Annotated in this window: 11 protein-coding genes; 5 read left to right on the top strand and 6 right to left on the bottom strand. The window is 69.7% G+C overall.

Features of this window, described 5'->3' with window-relative positions:
- Positions 1-68 precede the first annotated feature (68 nt).
- Positions 69-4,457 (top strand): DUF3367 domain-containing protein, encoded by a 4,389-nt coding sequence (locus tag M1L58_RS13480; protein ID WP_282578687.1) that lies wholly within the window; start codon positions 69-71, stop codon positions 4,455-4,457.
- Here M1L58_RS13480 and M1L58_RS13475 read toward each other — a convergent pair.
- A complete protein-coding gene (locus tag M1L58_RS13475; protein ID WP_248659263.1) occupies positions 4,373-5,674 on the bottom strand; it encodes an acyltransferase family protein in 1,302 nt (433 codons plus the stop codon). The genes M1L58_RS13480 and M1L58_RS13475 overlap by 85 nt on opposite strands.
- A gap of 44 nt (positions 5,675-5,718) precedes the next feature.
- Here M1L58_RS13475 and M1L58_RS13470 point away from each other — a divergent pair, with 44 nt between their 5' ends.
- The gene (locus tag M1L58_RS13470) at positions 5,719-6,921 is read left to right on the top strand and encodes a DUF3068 domain-containing protein (protein ID WP_248659262.1); all 1,203 of its coding nucleotides are present in this window, start codon (positions 5,719-5,721) and stop codon (positions 6,919-6,921) included.
- Positions 6,922-6,924: 3 nt separating this feature from the next.
- Here M1L58_RS13470 and M1L58_RS13465 read toward each other — a convergent pair whose 3' ends face one another.
- Positions 6,925-7,395 carry an SRPBCC family protein gene (locus M1L58_RS13465; protein WP_006868813.1) on the bottom strand — a complete coding sequence of 157 codons (471 nt, stop codon included), beginning with the start codon at positions 7,393-7,395 and terminating at the stop codon, positions 6,925-6,927.
- A gap of 56 nt (positions 7,396-7,451) precedes the next feature.
- Positions 7,452-8,642, bottom strand: a complete 1,191-nt coding sequence (locus M1L58_RS13460) for a polysaccharide biosynthesis protein (protein ID WP_374112718.1) — start codon at positions 8,640-8,642, stop codon at positions 7,452-7,454.
- A 111-nt stretch (positions 8,643-8,753) separates the two neighbouring features.
- Between M1L58_RS13460 and M1L58_RS13455 the strand changes: the two genes are divergently transcribed.
- Both M1L58_RS13455 and M1L58_RS13450 read left to right on the top strand, forming a co-directional pair.
- Positions 8,754-9,689 (top strand): HpcH/HpaI aldolase/citrate lyase family protein, encoded by a 936-nt coding sequence (locus M1L58_RS13455; RefSeq protein WP_006868811.1) that lies wholly within the window; start codon positions 8,754-8,756, stop codon positions 9,687-9,689.
- A gap of 15 nt (positions 9,690-9,704) precedes the next feature.
- The gene (locus tag M1L58_RS13450) at positions 9,705-11,420 is read left to right on the top strand and encodes a hypothetical protein (RefSeq protein ID WP_248659261.1); all 1,716 of its coding nucleotides are present in this window, start codon (positions 9,705-9,707) and stop codon (positions 11,418-11,420) included.
- Here the strand turns inward: M1L58_RS13450 and M1L58_RS13445 are convergent.
- Positions 11,386-12,534, bottom strand: a complete 1,149-nt coding sequence (locus M1L58_RS13445) for a glycosyltransferase family 4 protein (protein WP_248659260.1) — start codon at positions 12,532-12,534, stop codon at positions 11,386-11,388. The genes M1L58_RS13450 and M1L58_RS13445 overlap by 35 nt on opposite strands.
- Positions 12,535-12,602: 68 nt before the next feature.
- On the opposite strand from M1L58_RS13445, the gene M1L58_RS13440 reads away from it, so the two are divergent.
- Complete coding sequence (locus M1L58_RS13440; RefSeq protein ID WP_248659259.1) at positions 12,603-13,364, top strand: class I SAM-dependent methyltransferase; 762 nt, start codon at positions 12,603-12,605, stop codon at positions 13,362-13,364.
- 128 nt (positions 13,365-13,492) lie between these two features.
- Here the strand turns inward: M1L58_RS13440 and M1L58_RS13435 are convergent, their stop codons facing one another.
- Together M1L58_RS13435 and M1L58_RS13430 are read right to left on the bottom strand one after the other, a co-directional pair.
- Positions 13,493-14,305, bottom strand: coding sequence for a hypothetical protein (locus M1L58_RS13435; protein ID WP_248659258.1), 813 nt, complete (start codon positions 14,303-14,305; stop codon positions 13,493-13,495).
- A gap of 95 nt (positions 14,306-14,400) precedes the next feature.
- Positions 14,401-16,947 (bottom strand): ABC transporter permease, encoded by a 2,547-nt coding sequence (locus tag M1L58_RS13430; protein ID WP_248659309.1) that lies wholly within the window; start codon positions 16,945-16,947, stop codon positions 14,401-14,403.
- Between the last annotated feature and the right edge of the window lie 9 nt (positions 16,948-16,956).

The following is a 16,956-nucleotide window of genomic DNA, read 5'->3' as shown; positions in this document are numbered from 1 at the left end:
CGGCGTCGGGGCTCTTCTGACGGCAGCAGCAACTGAGTAGTACAACGACCACCGCTCCCACAGGTGTCCTGTCGGCACGTGGGGTCGGTGCCGCTGCCGCGATCGCGCTTCTCGTCTGCCTGCTGCAGTCCCCGGGCCGGATCGCCGCCGACACCAAGCTCGACCTGACGGCGAACCCGCTCGGATTTCTTGCGCGTGCGGCACACCTGTGGACCCCGAATGCCCCGATGGGGCAGGTCCAGAACCAGGCATACGGGTACTTCTTCCCACACGGCGCCTTCTTCGCCCTCGGTGATCTGCTGTCGATCCCGCCGTGGATCGTCCAGCGGTTGTGGTGGGCGCTGCTCCTCACCGTCGGCTTCGTCGGCATCGTGCGTGTCGCGGAGGCACTGCGACTGGGCTCGCCGGCCTCCCGGATCATCGCGGGCGTCGTCTTCGTCCTGAGTCCGCGCGTCCTCACGACCCTCGGCTCGATCTCGTCGGAGACGCTGCCGATGATGCTGGCGCCGTGGGTCCTCCTGCCCGTCATCCGGGCGCTCGATGCCCCCGCCTCCGATGGCCGACCGCTCTGGCGGGAGGCCGCCCGATCCGCAGCCGCCGTCGCCCTGATGGGTGCGGTCAACGCGGTGGCGACCGCCGCCGCCCTCGGCGTCGCGGCCGTGTGGTGGCTGTTGCATAGGCCCCGAGACCACCGCTGGTGGCGATTCGGTGCCTGGACCGCGCTGGGACTGCTCCTGGCGTGCGCGTGGTGGATCGTTCCACTGCTCATCCTGTCCCGCGTCAGCCCACCCTTCCTGGACTACATCGAGTCCGCCCGCGTCACGACGCAGTGGACGTCGCTGACCGAGGTCCTGCGCGGCGCGAGTTCGTGGACGCCGTTCGTCTCCACCGAACGCGTCGCCGGCGCAGTCCTCGTCACCCAGCCGGCCGCGGTGCTGGCCACCGGCACGATCGCTGCTGCAGGTCTCGCCGGCCTGTGCATGCGCCACATGCCGTTCCGCGGTCGCCTCGTGACGATCCTGGGCGTCGGCCTGGTGATCATGTGTGTCGGATTCGACGGGGGTCTCGGGTCGCCGATCGCCGAACAGATCCGCGTGTTCCTCGACGGTTCCGGTGCGCCCCTGCGCAACATCCACAAGTTCGAACCCTTCATCCGCATCCCGCTGGTACTCGGTGTCGCGCACCTGCTGGCCCGGGTCCCGTTGCCCGGCACCGTCTCCGTCCGAGAGACGCTCTCGGCCTTCGCGCACCCCCAGCGATCCCGGCCGGTGGCCGCGGCCATCGTGCTGCTCGTGGCCGTCATCGGCGCGGGGTCGCTCATCTGGACCGGCCAGCTCGCTCCCGCCGGTACCTACACCGCTATCCCCAACCACTGGAAGCAGACCGCGGACTGGTTGGCCGAACACAGCACCAGCCCCGACGGCTCGCCACCCGCGCGGACCCTCGTCGTCCCCGGCGCCCCGTTCGCCGACCAGCTGTGGGGTCTCACGCGCGACGAGCCCCTGCAACCGCTCGCCGACGCCCCGTGGGCCGTGCGCGACGCCATACCGCTGACCCCGCCCGGAGCGATCCGCGCGCTCGACTCCGTGCAACGCGAGATCGCCGCCGGTCGTGGATCACCAGGCCTGGCCGAGACCCTCGCCCAGCAGGGCGTGGGCTTCGTGGTGCTGCGCGCCGATCTCACTCCCGAGACATCCCGGTCGGCGCGACCGCTCCTCGCCCAGCAGGCCCTCGACACCTCTCCCGGGCTGACGCGGGTCGCGCAGTTCGGTCCCCAGGTCGGGCCACCGAGCGTCCGGGGCGTGAAGCGTGACAACGGTTTACGACCCACCATGCCCGCCGTCCAGATCTATGCGGTCGAGGCCAGAGGATTCGACGGCACCGGTCCCCTCCTCGTCGACAAGCAGGGCGTCCCGCGCGTGGCCGGTGGCCCCGAGGCCATCGCCGCGCTCGCCGAAGTGCGTGCACGGCAGGGTCTTCCACCACTGGGGCCGGTCCTGCTCGACGCCGATGCCCGGCGTGCCGGGATCACCGACGGCCCGCTCATCGTCACCGACACCCCGACCGACCGGGAGACCGATTTCGGACGGGTCGACGACCACAGCTCCGCCATCCGATCGGCCAACGACCCGCGGCGCACGCAGAACGCGGCCGCCGACTACCCGGTCGACGACCAGCCGCTCGTCCGCGGGGAATGGTTGCTGGACAACCGGAGTGGCGAGATCGAGGTGACGACGTCGGGCTCGGCTTCGGACGCGGTGCAACCGGGACAGACCTCCCCCGCGAACTCCCCCGCGGCGGCCTTCGACGGCAACCCGCAGACCGCCTGGGTGAGTGGCGGACTCGAAGGGGCCGTCGGCCGATGGATGCGGATCGGGTTCACCACACCCCAGACGGATCTCGCACTGTCGCTGACCACCGCGAAGGCCCTCGGTTCGGACGTGACCAGCGTGCTGATCACCACCGAGGCCGGCAGCACCGTGGCATCGGGACTCCGACCGGGTGAGCCGATGACGGTGACCGCACCGAGCGGCCCGACCCGCTGGATCCAGATCCGCGCCCTGCGCACCGAGAACGGCACCGCCGGAAACCAGTTCGCCCTGGGTGAGGTGGAGGTGTCGAACCTGCGGACCTCCACGCCTCTGCAGATCAGGCATCGCGTCGTGCTGCCCGAAGTCGAGGCGGGCACCACGGTCGATCAGTGGCTGCTGTACTCCGAACTCAACGGCCGGGCCTGGTGCGTCGCCGATCCCGCCCGCGAGAAGACCCGCTGCGCACCGGGACTCGGCCTGTCACCGGAGACGTCGTCGGTGTTCAGCCGTGCCCTGTCGGTCCCCGAGGACACCACGGTCACCCCGTCGGTGGTCCTGCGGCCACGCCCCGGCGACGCACTCGACCGACTGCTAGCCACACCGGGCGGCGTGACGGCCACCGGTCCGCGACCGGTCACCGATCCCCGCGGGGGTCCGGCCGCCGCCGTCGACGGCGACCCCGGCACTGCATGGACCGCGCCGCAGATCCCCGAGAAGGAGAAGTCAAAGGATCGCGAAGACGACGACGAGGGGTCTGCCGACGATGCGACGCCGACGCTGGTCCTCCGCCTACCTGCCGAGCAACTCGTCGAATCGCTGAAACTCGTTGCGCCGGGCGACTACCCGGCCACCCCGACCGAGGTCGCCGTCGATCTCGGCACCGGCGAGCAGATCCGCGAGGTCGGCAAGGACGGCATCCTGCGACTCGACCCTGCGATCACCGACCGCATCGAGATCACCATCCGCGCACAGGGCGACCTGATCGACGTCAACAGTCTCGGCTTCGCCACTCCTGCACCGCCGGGCATCGCCGAGGTCGAGGTCATCCCGGCGCCGCGCGCGCCGGTCGACGGTGACCGGGTCGTCGAGATCGAGTGCAGCGATGGCCTCGGCATCACCGCCGCCGGCCAGGTGGTCGGCATCTCCGCGCGGACCACCACGGCCGCACTGCGTTCGGGGGAACCGGTGGTCGCCCGGGCCTGCGCGCCCGGCGAACTGCGACTGCCCGCCGGACAGCAGGAGGTATCCGTCAACCCCGGTCAGGCGTTCACCGTCGACGCGTTGTCGCTGACGGCCGGGGCACCCGTGGAAGGCGCTGCGACGACCACGCCGGACGTCGTCGAATGGACCGCGGCGAGTCGTGCAGTGCAGGTCGATCCCGGTCCCGAACGCCTACTCGTGGTCCCCGAGTCCACCAACCCGGGCTGGATCGCGCGCATCGACGGACGGGAGCTGTCGCCGGTGGTCGTGAACGGCTGGCAGCAGGGCTGGATCGTGCCCGCCGGGGCGTCGGGGACGGTCGAGCTCACCTACCGGTTCGACTCGCTGTACCGCTGGTCGCTCGTCATCGGGCTCGTGCTGATGGCCCTGCTCCTCGTCGCCGCATGGTGGCCGTCCTCGCGACGAGACACCGTCGACGAACGGCGCACCGTGACCACCGGACGGTTCACCCTGACGGCTGCCGGTCTCGGGATTCTCGGTGCGTCGTGGCTGCTGTCGGGATGGTGGGGTCTGGCTGTCGGAATCGGGGTCGGGGTGGTCGCCGCGGCGATCCCGCCGAAGGCCGGGGTGACAACGACTTTCGCGGCGATGATGCTCGCCACCGTCGGCCTCACCGCCGGCCCGTGGCACGCCTCCGGCGGCTATCACGGCTGGGAGTGGTGGGTTCAGTTGCCTGCGCTGGTCGCCGTGCTGATGACCGGTTGGCTGGTGTTCTGGTCGACGGTCGACGCGGCTGCGGAGGACGACCCTTCGAGGCTCGCGTCGCTCGCACCTCAGGGAGCGCGAGGGCCGGATTCGCTCACACCTCAGGGAGCGCGAGGGCCGGATTCGCTCGCGCCTCAGGGAGCGGCGGGGGCGCGCTTCCGGCGTCGTGTCTCGCGATTACGCAACCAGTTCCGCGCCGGTTCCTCGATGAACGCGTAGGACGCCGCTGCGATCCCGATCGAGAGTCCCAGTGTGATCACCAGGACCAGGAGGGTGTCGCCGTTGAACGGCACGATGCCGAACAGCGGGAAGACGACCGCGAGGACTGCGACGTGCCATATGAAGATGCCGTAGGACCAGCGTCCCAGCGCGAGCATCACGCGTGAGGTGAGGAAGCGGAACGGGCCCGGGTTGCAGACGAGCGGTGCGAGAAGCGCGTAGCCGCACAGTGCACCGAGGACCATCTTGGTGACGAACTCGATGTTGGTGACGTCACCGAGTCCGGTCGGGCCGGCGAGTCGGGTGCACGCCAGCCCGTAGGCGGCAACGAGGACCGCGAGCATCAGCCACCGATTCGCGCTGAGTCGTACGACCAGGTTCATCCACCGCCCGCGTGGCGCGCCTGCGGTGTCGAGCACGCCCGCGACCTCGGCGAGGATCAGACCGGTGACGAACCACGGCAGGTGACCGAACACCCAGTTCTTGGTCTCCACACCATCGGCGACGGGCAGCGAGGTGCCCACCCAGGCCCAACCGAGGCTGACCGCGCCGAGCATCAGGAGCACCGGGATGCGCGCGCCCGCCCGTCGGCCCCGCAATCGCACCAGGGCGAGACCGATGAGCGGGAGCAGCGCGTAGAAGGCGATCTCGACCGACAGGCTCCACATCTGGGTGAGTCCCGCGGTCAACGTCAGGGGCACGAAGACCTGGGTCAGGGTGAGGTTGGCGAGCCAGACGTCGAAGTCAGCACCCTGGGCCTCCGGCAGGAGGAGCAGCACCAGCACGACGACCACCACGTACGCAGGCCATATGCGGACGACGCGGTGCTTGAGATAGCGCGGGATCGACGGATGGCCGGCACCTCGATGGGCGGCGGCGACCCACGGCCGCCACAGCAGGAACCCGGAGAGCCCGAAGAACAGCGCGACGGCGAGGTCGAGGCGGCCGAGCACCGGGCCGAGGACCGCGATCTCGACGGCCCGCGTCTGGAAGGCCACGTGCGTGATCAGCACGCCGATCGCGGCCAGGGCACGCATGCCCTCGAGTTGCGGGTAGAAGCGTCGCGAGGTGACGGCCGGGGCGGCCGCGTCAGAGTGCGACGACGCCCCGGAGCGGGCATCGGGGTCCGAAGCCGCGACGGCGGCGGCGTTCGATGCGGCGACAGAGTCAGTGTTCGATGCGGCGACAGAGTCGCGGGCGGAGTCGGTGCTGGTCATGCTGCTGACAGGGTAGCCCGGTGGCATCCACTACCCTCGCCACCATGTCTTCGGAGCCGTCCCCGGTGCCCTCCCCCGCGGAGGAACAGTCCGCACCTCACCGCTGGTCCACCGCGGACCTGGCCGGACCGACGCTCATCTTCATCGGCAGCTTTCTCATCGCGGTGACCATCGCCCTGCCGACGCTGCTCGTGGGCAACTTCCGCGAGATCCCGCTGAGCACCGACTTCACCACGGTCGCCACCGCCGAGGACGCGACGATCCTCGACCGCTGCTCGCTGGCCACGCCCGCGGCACGGACACTCGACGCCGATCTGGTCCGCCAACAGCGGGTCGTCGCGGTGCAGCCGTCCGACGAACACCGCGTGACGCTGCAGGCCGGCACCTCGGTCCAGGCCGAGACGCTGCGCATCGACGACCGGGCAGTGGAGCCGGAGGATCCGCGGCCGGGCAGCGACGCCGACGCCGATTCGCCGGATGCCTGCAACGACGCCACGATCGACGCGGTCAAGGACCGGGTGACGCTCGACCGGGAGACCGCCGAACCGCAGCTCTCCGCACGCGGGGCGTCGGAGATCCAGTACGACAGCAACGAGGCGCCGGTGCTGGTCCCCGACCGCCGCGGTTTCACCTACCTGATGCCGTTCGACATCAGCCTGACCGACCACGAGTTCTTCGACGTGGTCACCCGGACGACCGTGCCCCTGAAATACGACGGCGACACCGAGGTCGTCGGCAAGGACGTCGCCCGGTTCCGCGCCGAGGTCCCCGAGACCGACCTCGCCCGCGCCGCGTTCGGCAGGCCGGTCGGTACCGACGTCGTCATCACCCGCTCGGCGTCGTGGTTCGGCCTCGACGGCCCGCGTCGCGACCTGACTGCCACTTTGCGACACCGCAGTTCGTGGGACCTCGCCGTCGAACCGCGAACGGGCACGATCGTCGACGCGAAGATCACCGTCGACGAGTTCTACGCCTTCCCCGACGGCACTCCCGGTGTGCCCGCGGACTTCCGGCTGCCGCACCTGCAGGCGACCTTCGCCTACGACGACACCACGCAGTCCCGGATGTCGCGTCTGGCTTCGGATCTCGCGACCCCGATCACCATCTGGGGTCGCATCGTGCCGATCGCGACCGGCGTTCTCGGCGTCGCCGCACTGGTCGTCGGAGCTCTCCTGATCAACCCGGCGTGGTTGCCCGCGAGGTTCCGGCGCTCCGGCGGCGAGATCACCGCCGGAACCGACGGATAGAACTCAGGAAGCAGCCTGGGCCGCGAGACGGCCGAGGGTGTCCTCGAGCTGGGCCTCGGTCACCAGCGGGAACTTCACCTGCTCGAGGAGCTTCTTGTCGGTGACCTTCGACCAGTCGTAGGTGTGGCGGACCAGCGTCTCGTTGGGACCCTGGGACTCCAGCTCCCACAACCACTCCCACCCGGGAGGCTCGGTGCCGGCGGGAGTCGTCTTCCACGCCAGCAGCTTGTCCTTGGCATACCCGGTCACGTGGTTGTCGGTCTTGTACTCGCCGCCCATGTGGTCGCCCTCCATGTTCATCGTGAACACTTCACCGACGTTCTGGATGCGATCGGCGTGGTCGACGCCGCGGATGAACCCCGAGCCGTCGATGGCCTGATGCCTCTCGGGATTGGAGAGGATGTCGAAGACCGCGTCGACGGGCGCCTCGATGACTCGTTGGACAGTGACCTTGGTGACTCCGTTGTCGCTCATCTGTCCACCCTGCCGAAACATCCGGAGCTCGGCAACGTTCCTGCTGAGCCCGATGATCAGCGGGTGAGCGCCCACGTGGCGGTGGCCGCGATCGTCACCGCGACGGCCGCGGTGGCCGCCACCCCGACCATCGAGCCGGCGACGGTAAGGATGACCACCACCTCGGTCGCCACGACGATCCAGGTCACGAAGGCGACCCGGGTGCGGTCGCGGGCGATCGCCGACAGCAGCACCACCTGGAGCACGGCCAGGGCCGCGCCGATGTAGGCGAAGAGCCACAGGAGCGGGACCAGCTCGTCGTAGCCGTCGCCGAAGACGATCGGCACCAGCGGTCCCGCGAGTCCGGCGCCGAGAGTCAGGACCACGCCGACGCCGGCGACCACCGCCACCGCCTGCCGCAGCGAGACACGAGACCGGGCGGGGTCGGCGAGGCGCGGATAGAAGACCACGCCGATGGCCTGCGGCAGCCAGAACGCGACCTTGGTGGCGATCGCACCGAGCGCGTACACGCCGACCGACTCGGCGTCGAGAACCCGCGGCGAGAGCAGGAGATCCACCGACGACGCCACGATCAGCACCAGCTGCACCTGTGATGCGCGAACGACGCTGAGGACCCCGACCGTGCCCGCATCCGAGACACGCTCCCCGACCTTCCCGACGACCGCCCAGACCACCACCGCCGACACCGCGGCACCGATGGTCCCGGCCAGCAGCCCACCCGCCGGACCGGCGCCCAGCACGAAGGCGCCGACGATCGGCATCGAGCGCAGGATCCCGACCGCGGCCAGGACCCACGACAACGTCCGGAACTCGCCGCGCCCCTGCAGGATGCCCTGACCTGCGGCGATCAGCGCCAGCAGCGGGGCCGCACCGAGAGCGGCCAGTGTCGTCATCACGCCCGTACGCATGAGCAACGCAACCAGCGGCGTCGCGACGGCGACCAGGACCACCACGTACAGCGTCGTCTGGATGCCCACCCGGCGGAGTCGCCGCTCGTCGCGCCCCAGGACGACCTCGCGGGCTACGACGTTCTGCAGCGCCAGTCCGGGCACACCCAGCACCAGCATCGCCGACAGCAGGACCGCGAACTCGCCGTACTCGCTGACATCCAGATACCGCGCGCTCGCCGCGAGATGGACCACGTACATGCAGATGTTGGCGACCATCGATCCGACGGCCACCGACCCGACAGCCCCGACGGTCCCCGACGAGGCCTGTTGCCGCCGGGTCGGACGGATCTGCTGCATGGATCAAGTGTGCCGAGTTGGTACCGGCTCACGCGCACAGGGTGCTTTGCACCGGTCGTCGGACATAGGCAACGATGGGTAGGCTGCAGAATTCACCGACGAGAGATACCGATGTACGACGAGAACACGACCTACGACGCCGAATCGACCGATGTCGGTTCGCGTATCGATCCGGTGCTGGCCCGCAGCTGGCTCCTGGTCAACGGCGCCCACTACGCGAAGTTCGAGCCGGCGGCTCGCTCGCGCGCCGACATCGTCGTGCTCGACATCGAAGACGCGGTGGCTCCCAAGGACAAGGTCGAGGCGCGGAACAACGTCGTGCGCTGGATCGGCCCCAAGGACGGTTCCGGTCCCGGCGCCGGTGAATGGGTCCGCATCAACGGCTTCGGCACCCCGTGGTGGGCCGATGATCTGGAAGCACTCGCGCAGACCGCGATCGGCGGCGTCATGCTGGCGATGGTCGAGTCCGTCGACCACGTGACCGAGACCGCCAAGCGCCTACCGGGTCTCCCGATCGTCGCCCTCGTCGAGACCGCCCGCGGACTCGAGCGGATCAGCGAGATCGCCTCCGCCAAGGGCACCTTCCGCCTCGCCTTCGGTATCGGCGACTTCCGCCGGGACACCGGCTTCGGCGACAACCCGCAGACCCTCGCCTACGCCCGGTCGCGATTCACCATCGCCGCCAAGGCAGCTCACCTCCCCAGCGCCATCGACGGCCCGACCGTGGGTTCGAGCGCCCTCAAACTGAGCGAGGCCACCGCGGTGAGTGCGGAGTTCGGCATGACCGGCAAGATCTGCCTGACCCCCGCGCAGTGCGCCCCGGTCAACGAGGGCCTGTCGCCGTCCCAGGACGAGATCACCTGGGCGCGGGAGTTCTTCGCCGAGTTCGAGCGGGACGGCGGGGAGATCCGCAACGGTTCGGACCTTCCCCGCATCGCACGCGCCACCAAGATCCTCGACCTCGCGCGCGCCTACGGCATCACCGAGTCGGAGTTCGACGACGACCCGGTGCACGCACCCGCGCCGTCGGACACCCACCACTTCTGAGCCGCACGGGTCGCGGTGTTCTCCGGACGGTTGCTCCCGACGCTCTACCTGGCGAGTGTGGTTGCGTCCGTGACGATCCTGGCACCACTGCTTCCCGGACTGATCGGCGTCGGACCCGGTTACCTGTTGTACCGGGACGCGGTGTCGACGCCGCGCACCCACGTCACCGACACCACGCTGGGCATCGGTGACCTGCCCCCGCGCGCGGTGCCGCAGGACTGGTTCGTCGCGATGGCGTCGACGGCGGTCGACGGCGGCACGGTGGTCACCGCGATTCTGCTGGCCGCCTTGATTTTCGCCGGGGTCGGGTTCGGCCGATTGGCGTTCCGGCTCGTCCCCGGTGCCGGACGTGCAGGTGCGGTCGCCGCAGCTCTTGCGGCGATCTGGAACCCCTACGTCGCCGAACGGCTCCTGCAGGGGCACTGGAGTCTGCTGGTCGGATACGCCACCCTGGGCTGGATTCTCGTTGCGGCGTCGGAACTTCGGGACCGACGCGACACGGCGCGGTTCCTCCGGCTCGGCGGACTGCTGGCGGCCGCTGGACTGACGCCAACAGGTTCGGTACTCGCCGGGGTCGTGCTGGCCGCGGGGCTCAGCTGCCGTCCGGTCGGACTGCACCCTTCGTTCGTGGCCGCCGGCCTGTGGGTTCTGAGCGCGCTGCCGTGGGTCGTGACGGCCATGATCAGCGATGCCACCACCACTTCCGCCCGCGTCGGTGTCGAAGCCTTCGGCCTCCGGTCGGAGCCGGGACTCGGTCCGGTGGGAACCGTGCTGTCCCTGGGCGGGATCTGGAACGCCGATGCCGTGCCCGCCAGTCGCACCATCTGGTGGGCGGCGATCGCGACGCTGTGCCTGTTCCTCGTGATCGCGGCCGGTGTCATCTACCTCGCGCGGCGTCGGACATCACTCGATCCGCTGGTCCGCGGTATCGGCGCGCTGACCGTCGCCGTCGTACTCGTGCTGATCTTCAGCTCCTTCGGCCCGGGAGAGTGGTTGTTGGAGTTCGGGGTCGAGCACGTTCCCGGTGCCGGCCTGCTCCGCGACACCCAGAAGTTCTCCGCGCTGCTCGTCCCCGGGGTCGCGCTGGCCGTGGCCGGTGCGGTCGCGGCGGCCTGTAGGCGGGTGCCGGCGGGCTTCGCGTTCGTCGGGGTCGTGTTGCTCGCCGTGGCGCCGCTGCCCGATCTCGCCTGGGGTGCGGGCGGTTCGGTGCGGCCGGTGGCCTACCCCGACGACTGGGCCGCGGTGGCAGAGATCGTGCCCGGCGACCAGGGATCGGTCGCGCTGTGGCCCGCGGACACCGTGCGGCACTACCGTTTCGCGGGCGGCGTCTCACTCGATCCCGCGGCGCGGATGCTGCGGGCCCCGGTGATCGAGTCGGGTGCACTGACCGTCGACGGCGAGGTCGTCGATCCACCGAACGAGCACGCTGCGGCTGTGGCGTCGGCGCTCGAGGCCGGCGGCTCCCCCGACGATCTCGCGGCGCTCGGCGTGGGTTGGGTTCTCGTCGAGAACGATTCCCCGCCCACCCGGCTCGCAGCGGACGCGCGGCTCGTCCACAACGGAGACGATCTACGGCTGTACCGGGTCGACGCCCCGGCCGATCGTGGAGCGGGAGCCGCCGATCGGGCTCTGGCGATCGCCGCACATCTTCTGTGGGCGACGATGCTGCTCGCCGGCGTCGCGGGGGCGGTCGTCGTCAGCGCGCGAGAACGGCGTCGAACGTCTCGATGAACCCGTCGCAGGTGGCGGCCCAGGAGTAGCGGCCCGCGCGGACCCGGGCGTTGTCCCCGAGGCGCAGGGCCTCGTCCGGGTTGTCGATGAGTTTCCTTGTGGCGCTGACCAGTTCGTCGACCCCGTCGACGAGGAGACCGGTGGTGCCGTCGTCGATAGAGTCGGTGAGACCGACCGAGCTGCGGTAGCCGATGGTCGGGACCCCGTGCTGCGCGGCTTCGACGACTGCCAGACCCCACCCCTCTTTGCGGGAGGGCATGAGGTGGACCCGGGCCCGCGAGAGCACCTCGTGCTTGCGCTCCTCGCTGACATGGCCGTGGAAGGTGACCGCGTCGGCGACCTCGAGTTCGGCTGCGGCCGAGCGCAGTTCGTCGGACCACCAACCACCGCCGATGACATCGAGCTCGACGTCGATCCCGGAACGTCGCAATTGCGCCAGGACCGTCAACGCGTCCTCGACCTGCTTGTGCGGCACCAGGCGCGACAGGACGCACAAACGCACCGCCTCGGTACCGGTGTCGGAGGACTGCGCGGCGAGAACCGCCTTTGCGGGTACGGGGTCGATGCCGTTGCGCACGACGGAGATCCGATCTGCATCGACGCCGAGCGCCACGAGTTCGGTCTTCGACGGCGTGGACACCGTGACGTAGCGGTTCCGGCGATGAATCCTCGGCGAGAGCCGCGACTCGATGAACCAGCCGACGTGCCCGAGCAACCGACCGGCGACCGGCCACTGCTCGCGGTGACAGTGATGGACCAGCACCACCGTCGGCGCCGAGGCGACGGCGGTCGCGAAGAACGGCACCCCGTTCTGGGTGTCGACGACGACCTCCGGACGGCAGTCCCGGAGCGGCCCGAAGCCGAGGCGACCGGCCAGGATCGTCGCCAGCATGCGCGGGTACACGCTGATCCGCCCGCCGGCGCGCACGAACCGCATGCCGTCGCGGTACTCCTCGTCGGCCGCGCCCGGATAGGCGGAGGTCAGGAAGGTCACGCGTGCGCCGCGTCGGGCCAGTTCGGCGCCGACGCGTTCCAGATAGGTCTCACTGCCACCACCCTGAGGGTGGCGGGTATCCCGCCAGCACAGCAGCAGGACGTCGGAAGGTACGCGCATCGCACGACAGCCTACCGCCGAGTAGCTGATGATCTGCCGAGACTCCGGTCGATTAGAGTTTCCCGACGATGACGACCACGACTTCCGGCCGCGACCGTATGGCCCGGCTGGCCACTCTGCGGCGTGCGGCCGGGCTGCTGAACGACTTCCGCTACGAGCAGTCCGATCCCGCCCGGTTCTACGGGGCCCTGGCGACCGACACCGCCGAGATGGTGCAGGCGTTCGTCCCCGACCTCGACGGCGGCGTCATCCTCGACGTCGGCGGTGGTCCCGGCTACTTCGCCGATGCCTTCCGCGCGCGGGGTGCGCACTACATGTCGGTCGAACCGGACCCGACGGAGATGCATGCGGGCGGTCTCGAACACCGCGGGTCGGTTCGCGGGTCGGGCCAGAACCTGCCCTTCGCCGACGACTGCATCGACGTGACGTTGTCGTCGAACGTCGTCGAACACACGTCGACGCCGTGGGAGATGGCCGACGACATGCTGCGCGTGACCCGCCCGGGCGGCGTCGTCATCATCAGCTACACGCTGTGGTGGGGTCCGTTCGGCGGCCACGAGATGGGTCTCACCCACTACCTCGGCGGACACCGCGCGGCGCGTCTCTATACGCGCCGCCATGGCCATCCGCCCAAGAACCTCTTCGGGACGTCGCTGTTCGCCGTCCACGCGACCGACGGCCTGCGCTGGGCGGAGTCGGTGACCGATCGGGCCGAACTCCTGGCCGCGTTCCCCCGCTACATCCCGCGCTGGATGTGGTGGGTCATGCGCGTCCCCGGCCTCCGCGACGTGCTGGGCACCAACCTCGTGCTGGTGCTGCGCAAGCGGTAGCCCCTGGTTTCGATACGGCTCGTCGCAAGCTCCTCGCCTACTCAACCAGCAGACCCACCCTTTTTGGGCAAACCCAGCACCCGCTCGGGTGGTGGATCTGCCAAAAAAGGGTGGGTTTGTGCGAGGTCCTACTCCGCAGACAGATCCGCGGTGCAGTTCAGCGTGCCGCCGTTGCTCGTCGCGGTCGCGAGCTGCTCCCCGTCGACGAGGATGCTGCAGGTGACCGGGCCGCGCACGACGATGGCCGACAGGGTCGCCTTGTTGCCCTTCACATTCACGCGCTGCGACCAGGGCGAACCGGTGGCCGCGATGACGGTCGGCGGACCGCCGCCCTTGCTGAAGCTGAGAGCGACGACGTCACCGTTGCCGGTGAGCTGGTAGATCACCGTCGCCGGACCCGGCTTCTTGGTCGGAGTCGACGTCGTCTCCTCGGTCGTGGTCGTGGTGGTCGGGGACGAACTGGTCGTCGTCTCCTTGCTGGTGGTCGTCGTCGAGGACGAGGCCGCTGCCGCGGACGAGCCGTCGTCACCGCCGGACCTCGAGACCAGCGCGACGACCAGGCCGAGGATCACCAGAGCGGCCAGTGCCACCAGCGCGAGACCGATGGTGCGTCCCTTCGACGATCCGCCGCGCGGCGGCTCGCCACCCTGGGGTGCGTCGTACGGCGATGCCGCGTACGGCGAGCCACCGGTGTACTGGGGGTCGGCGTACTGGGGCTGACCGTATTGGGGCTGACCGTACTGGGGCTCGCCGTACTGAGACTCTCCGTATTGGGGCCCGGGGTGCGGCTCGGTGTACGGACCGGGATACGGCTCACCGGCGTGCGGCTGGGTGTAGGCCTGCGACGGCGGCGCCGAGGGGTCGAAGTCGGGATCGAACTGTCGGGTCTCCGGCGGATCGTTCCGCGGGTCGTTCGGATCGCCCTGGGGTGGTCGCGTCATGCGGACGATTCTGTCATCCGGTTCCTGATATCGGTCTGTGAGCACGCGGCCCGGGCAGAACCCGGGCCGCGCGAACACAGATCAGGAGCGGGGCGTCAGAGGTCGGCGATCGCCTCGAGGGGCCCGGTCCGGGCGGCACGGACCGCCGGCCACAACGCGGCCAGCACACCGACCACCGCCGAGGCGACCAGCGTGATCGCGATCAGCGACCACGGGATCACCGGCGCGCCCAGCCCCCACGCTGCGAGCGTGCGCACGAGGGCCACACCGATCAGCGTTCCGAGGATCACGCCGACCACGGCACCGAAGATCGAGATCAGCACCGATTCCAGGTAGATCGAACGACGTACCTGGCCCCGGACCATGCCGATCGCACGCAGCATGCCGATCTCACGCTTACGTTCCACCACCGACAACGCCAGGGTGTTGATGATGCCGAGCACCGCGATCAGCAACGCCAGACCGAGCATCGCGTAGAGCGTGCCCAGCATCTGGTCGATCTGCGCGGAGATCTGGCCCTTGAACTGGTCGCGGTCCTTGACCTGGACGGTCAGGAACCCGGCAGTCGCGTCCTCGAGCCCGGACCGCAGGGTCTCCAGGTCGGCGCCGGCCTCGGCCTTCACGAAGACCGTGACGTCGAAACGCGCCGGGGGTGGGACCAGTCGGTCGTAGACCGCCGGGCCGACGACCCACGGCTGGAGGGCCTCGTTGTCGGCGTAGATGCCGGCGATCGGGACCTGGACCTGCTCACCGGTGGGTGAGGTGAAGTTGAGGACCTGACCGCGCTCCCAACCCTTCGTCATGGCGGTGCGGTGGCTGATCAGCATCCCGTCGGCCGGCAGCGTCGACGACGCGCCGTCCTCCATGTCCATGACCGTGACGTCGTTCAGCGGTCCACCGAGCGCAGAGAACCCCTGCACCGGTTGGTCGTCGACCTTCGCCTGCACGACGCCGAACGAGACCACCTCGCCGACGCCCGGCACCTTCTCCACCGAGGGACCCACCGTGGGCGGCAACGGCCCCTGGTTGGTGCCCGCGAGGATGTAGTCGGCGGTGATGCCGGAGTCGACGGCATCGTCGACCGTGCCCTTGAACGACTGGCCGAGCGTGCCGATGATCGCCACCAGCATGAGTCCCAGCGTCAGGGCGAAGGCCGTGGCGGCCGAACGTCGGGGATTTCGAACAGCATTCGTGCGTGCGAGTCGTCCGATCGTACCGAACGGCGCACCGATCGCGCGGCCGAGCACCCCCACGAACGGACGTGAGACAGCCGGTCCGACCAGCACCGCGGCCAACACCGCGCCGCCCGCGCCCGCACCGACCGTCAGTGCCGGTCCGGTGCCCTCGCCCATCGCGCCGACCACGATCGCCACGATCGAGGCCACGCCGAGAACCGCGCCGATGATGGTGCGGTTGCGCAACGACGCCGAGCCCTCTGCTGCCGACGCCCGCATCGCCTCGACCGGCGGCACCCGTGCCGCACGGGCGGCGGGCACCCAGGCGCTGATCATCGTCACGACGACGCCGACCAGGATGCCCGCGAGCACCGCGCCCACCCCGACCGTCAACTCGCCCTCGGGAAGACCCGACGTCGCACTGATGACGGCCTTGAGCACGGCAGCGAGGCCGATGCCGATGCCCAGACCCAGCGCACCGCCGAGCACGCCGACGACGAACGCCTCGAACAGAACCGATCGCGACACCTGGCGCTGGCTCGCCCCGACCGCCCGCAGCAGCGCGAACTCGCGGTTACGCTGCGCGACGATCATCGAGAAGGTGTTGTAGATGATGAACGTGCCGACGACCAGACCGATCGCGGCAAAGGCCAGCAGGATGTACTGGAAGATCTGCAGGAACTCGTTGACCTGTTCCTTCTGGTCCTCGCGCACCTGATCGCCGGTCCGAACCTTGTACAGATCGGCGTCGGCGCCGAGGAAGGTACGGACCCGCTCCTGCAGCTGCTCCGGAGACACCCCGGCGACGGCCGACATGTCGACGAGCCCGACGTGCTGACCGTCGGTGAACAGGCGTGACGCGGTCGCCGCGTCGAACTGTGCGTTGACGTAGCCACCGGTCGAGGAGGGCAGGTCGATCAAGCCGACGACGGTGACCTCGAGTGGTTCGGAGTTGCCCTGGCCCACGACGACCTTGGTCTTCGATCCGACCTTGAGGCCGGCCTCGTCTGCGGCCGAGGTGTTCAACGCGATCTCACCCGCGCTGGCCGGACCGCGACCACCCGGCTGGATCCGGGACTCGTCGGGATCGAGCGCCTCGTTCTCCGGGATGTAGGTGGTGCCGACGCTCGGGGCGCCCCCGGTCTGGATGGCCTTGCCGTCCGCGTCGGCAACGGTGATCAACCCGTTGTTGTTGACGACGAGCTTGTCGATGCCGAGTTCGGCGCGCTGCGCACGCAACTGGTCGACCACCGACAGCGGAACGCCCGGTGACTGCCGGTCAGCGGGCGTCACCTCGACGGCCACGCCCTGCGCGGCACTGTCGAAGATGTCGGTGAAGGCCTTCGAGATGGTGCTGGTGAACACGATCGAACCGACGACGAAGGAGGTGCCGAGGACGATCGAGAAGAGGGTCAGGAACAGACGTAGCTTGTGCGCCCGCAGGTTTCGCAGCGAAACCCGGCGCATCACCGATGA

Source organism: Gordonia sp. C13, assembly GCF_023218005.1.
Classification (GTDB): domain Bacteria; phylum Actinomycetota; class Actinomycetes; order Mycobacteriales; family Mycobacteriaceae; genus Gordonia; species Gordonia namibiensis.
This window is presented reverse-complemented; position numbering and strand designations above follow the sequence as displayed.

Coding starts and splice junctions, on each gene's coding strand:
- M1L58_RS13435 (WP_248659258.1), bottom strand. CDS start 14,305: ATGACGCGACCACCCCAGGGCGATCCGAACGACCCGCGGAACGATCCG.
- M1L58_RS13460 (WP_374112718.1), bottom strand. CDS start 8,642: ATGCAGCAGATCCGTCCGACCCGGCGGCAACAGGCCTCGTCGGGGACC.
- M1L58_RS13445 (WP_248659260.1), bottom strand. CDS start 12,534: ATGCGCGTACCTTCCGACGTCCTGCTGCTGTGCTGGCGGGATACCCGC.
- M1L58_RS13430 (WP_248659309.1), bottom strand. CDS start 16,947: ATGCGCCGGGTTTCGCTGCGAAACCTGCGGGCGCACAAGCTACGTCTG.
- M1L58_RS13475 (WP_248659263.1), bottom strand. CDS start 5,674: ATGACCAGCACCGACTCCGCCCGCGACTCTGTCGCCGCATCGAACACT.
- M1L58_RS13465 (WP_006868813.1), bottom strand. CDS start 7,395: ATGAGCGACAACGGAGTCACCAAGGTCACTGTCCAACGAGTCATCGAG.
- M1L58_RS13455 (WP_006868811.1), top strand. CDS start 8,754: ATGTACGACGAGAACACGACCTACGACGCCGAATCGACCGATGTCGGT.
- M1L58_RS13440 (WP_248659259.1), top strand. CDS start 12,603: ATGACGACCACGACTTCCGGCCGCGACCGTATGGCCCGGCTGGCCACT.
- M1L58_RS13470 (WP_248659262.1), top strand. CDS start 5,719: ATGTCTTCGGAGCCGTCCCCGGTGCCCTCCCCCGCGGAGGAACAGTCC.